Source organism: Phenylobacterium sp. (assembly GCF_035276905.1).
Taxonomy (GTDB): domain Bacteria; phylum Pseudomonadota; class Alphaproteobacteria; order Caulobacterales; family Caulobacteraceae; genus Phenylobacterium.
In genome coordinates, this window is the sequence record NZ_DATELG010000234.1 from 1 (window position 1) to 2,747 (window position 2,747).

The window sequence follows — 2,747 nt, forward strand, 5'->3', positions numbered from 1 at the left end:
AGGGTCACGCCCGCGCCCTGCGCCCATTCGCGATAGAGCGCGTCCGGAATCTGAATCAGAATCCCGGCGCCGTCGCCGACGAGCGGGTCGGCGCCGACCGCGCCGCGATGGTCGAGGTTGACCAGGATTTTCAGGCCGGCCTCGATCACATCATGAGTTTTGCGGCCTTTGATATTGGCCACGAAGCCCACGCCGCACGAGTCATGCTCGTTCGCTGGATCGTACAGACCTTGCCGGGAGAACCCCATTCGCTCTTCCTCAACTCCCACACACGCACGTCAATGCGCGGCCCGACGCCCTGCCGGACCGCCCTTGCGCAACCGCGCGCATTTACCCGTCAAATGGGTGCGTGTCGATGGCAGGGAAGCTGCGGTTTGAGGAGAATCTTGCGGCCGAGCGCCGCAATTATGCGTGCACGGGGGAAAACTGCCCGCAGAGGGGCGCCGCGGGGCTGCGGAAGCGCGGCCGCAGCGCCGCTGGGAACCGCCGTGCGAGACCCGCCACGAAGGCGCGATGCGATTCCCGGAAGCGGAAAAGGCGGCCCGCGGGCCGCCTCGTCTTCGCGATGGTACCGCCTCCCCGGATCGAACGGGGGACCTCCAGAGCCACAATCTGGCGCTCTAACCAACTGAGCTAAGGCGGCGCGTCGCGAGGGCGGGGTTGTAGTCGCGCCGGGTGGCGCGATCAAGCCACGTCTCCACATAAAGATACGGCCCCGGAGCGAGAGGCTCCGGGGCCGGTCTTTCAGACTCTTGGTCCGATCACGTCGGGCCAGATCACATCGGCCAGATCACTTCGGCCAAATCACTTCGGCAAGACGAAGCGGATCGGAATGGTGATCTTGCCGCCGTCGACGGGCTGGCCGTCCATGGTCTTCGGCCGCAGCTTGAAGAGCTTGCTCAGCCGCATGGCGGCGTCGCCGAACCCTTGGTCGCTGGGCGTCTCGTTGACCACCGCGCAGCTGTCCAGCGTACCGCGCGCGTTGACCGTGCAGGTGATGCTGGCCTTGCCTTCGACGTTCATCCGCAGCGCCCGGTCCGGATAGTAGCGCTCCATGTCCTCCGGAGAGGGACGGCGCGCGAAGTCCGGCTGCGTGATCACCGAGGCCCGCGGGGGCTCCGGCGGCGGCGGCGCGGGCGGCTTCGGCTCCTCCACCCGCTGCTGCACCGGCGGAACCGGCAGCGGCGGGATGGTCGGAACGTTAGTCACGGCCGCCGGCGGACGAGGCTGGAGCTTCGGCGGCGGCGGCGGCGGCGTGTTCGGCGGCGGGGGGGGCGGAGGCGGCGGAGGCGGCGGCGGCGCGGGCTTGATGAGCGCCACGTCCGTCACGTCTTCCGAGTACTCCTTGAAGTTCGCCTCGAACTTGCTCTTCCAAAGGTACACGGCCAGGGCGGCGTGGACCACCAACGCGATAAGCACCGCGTAGATGAAGCCCTTGTTCCGCTTCGGCTGCGGCAGGTCGAACGGGTTGTGCCCCGGATGACCAATGTCGCGTGGTTGAGTTTCAGCCATGCTTCACCGCCTACCGACGCTTGTCTTCGCCGACGAGCGCCACGCTGTAGAACCCATTGTCCTGCAGCATGTTCATCACGCCCATGAAGTCCCCGTAGAGGACGTCCTTGTCGGCTCGGATGAAGATCCGCTCCTTCGTCGGGTTGCGCTTTGCGCCGAGGGCCGACCGAAGCTCGTCGCCGAGGGTGGCGAGATCGGTCTGGCTATCCTGGACGAAGATGCGCCCGTTGCTCTGGAGTGAGATGTAAATCGGCTTCGGAGGATTAGGCGAGGCTTTCGCGACCGCCGGCGGAAGAGCCACCTTCACGCTGACGGCAGCCATAGGCGCCGCCACCATGAAGATGATCAGGAGCACAAGCATCACGTCCACGAAGGGCGTAACGTTGATCTCGCTGTTCTGCTCTTCCTGATATTTCCCCCCAGAGCCTCCAAGTTTGGCTCCCATGGTGGGTTAGGCTCCCTTGTCGAGCTGCCGCGAGATGGCGTTCATCAGTTCGGCCACAAAGCCCTCGGTGCGCGCGCCGTAAGCCGAGATCCGCGTCTGGAAGTAGTTGTAGAAGATAACCGACGGGATGGCGGCGAACAGGCCCAGACCGGTGGCCAGCAGGGCTTCGGCGATGCCGGGCGCCACGACCGCGAGGTTCGTGGTGTTGGTGTTCGCGATGCCGATGAAGGAGTCCATGATCCCGTAGACGGTGCCGAACAGGCCGATGAACGGACCGTTGGAGCCGACCGAGGCCAGGAACTGCATGCCGCTCGAGAGACGGCGAGTCAGCGACGCCTGCACGGCGCCGACCGCCGACTGGGCGCGGCCGATCGTGGTGTCGCGGTGCTCGCCGGCGACCTGCAGGCCGGCCTGGCGGGACAGCTCGACTTCGGCGGCGGCCGCGGCGGCCATGTCGGCCAGCGGGTTGCCTTCGAAGTCTTCCGACTGGGCGATGCGGCCCATGTCGTTGATCGACTTCGCGCCGCGGAAGGCTTCCAGGAAGCTGTCCGAGGTGCGGTTCAGCGAGCGGAACTCGATGAGCTTGGTGATCAGGGTGGCCCACGAGAACAGCGAGGCCAGCACAAGGCCCATCATCACGACCTTAACCACCGGCTTGGCGTCCATGAACATGGTGCCGATGTTGATCTTGCCGCCGTGCTGCATCTGCGGGGGCAGTTCGGCGTTGGCCGCCGTGTTGCCGGCTTCGGCCGGCGCAGGGGCCGCCGCAGCATTGCCGGCCGCCGCGGCC

At 66.5% G+C, this 2,747-nt stretch carries 4 protein-coding genes and 1 tRNA gene; all 5 read right to left on the minus strand.

The features are described 5' to 3' along the window. The coding region (locus tag VJS38_RS10840; protein WP_324088159.1) for a hypothetical protein at positions 1-248 on the minus strand (248 nt) is incomplete at its 3' end. 318 nt (positions 249-566) lie between these two features. Then, a tRNA-His gene (locus tag VJS38_RS10845) sits at positions 567-643 on the minus strand. 161 nt (positions 644-804) lie between these two features. Continuing rightward, a complete protein-coding gene (locus VJS38_RS10850; RefSeq protein ID WP_324088160.1) occupies positions 805-1,512 on the minus strand; it encodes an energy transducer TonB in 708 nt (235 codons plus the stop codon). Between the two features lie 10 nt (positions 1,513-1,522). After that, the gene (locus tag VJS38_RS10855; RefSeq protein ID WP_324088161.1) at positions 1,523-1,957 is read right to left on the minus strand and encodes a biopolymer transporter ExbD; all 435 of its coding nucleotides are present in this window, start codon (positions 1,955-1,957) and stop codon (positions 1,523-1,525) included. Between the two features lie 6 nt (positions 1,958-1,963). Continuing rightward, on the minus strand, positions 1,964-2,747 hold a 784-nt coding region (locus VJS38_RS10860), incomplete at its 5' end, for a MotA/TolQ/ExbB proton channel family protein (RefSeq protein WP_324088162.1).

What these genes read in the sequence shown, in the direction of transcription:
- VJS38_RS10850 (WP_324088160.1), bottom strand. Translation starts at nt 1,512, where the DNA reads ATGGCTGAAACTCAACCACGCGACATTGGTCATCCGGGGCACAACCCG.
- VJS38_RS10855 (WP_324088161.1), bottom strand. Translation starts at nt 1,957, where the DNA reads ATGGGAGCCAAACTTGGAGGCTCTGGGGGGAAATATCAGGAAGAGCAG.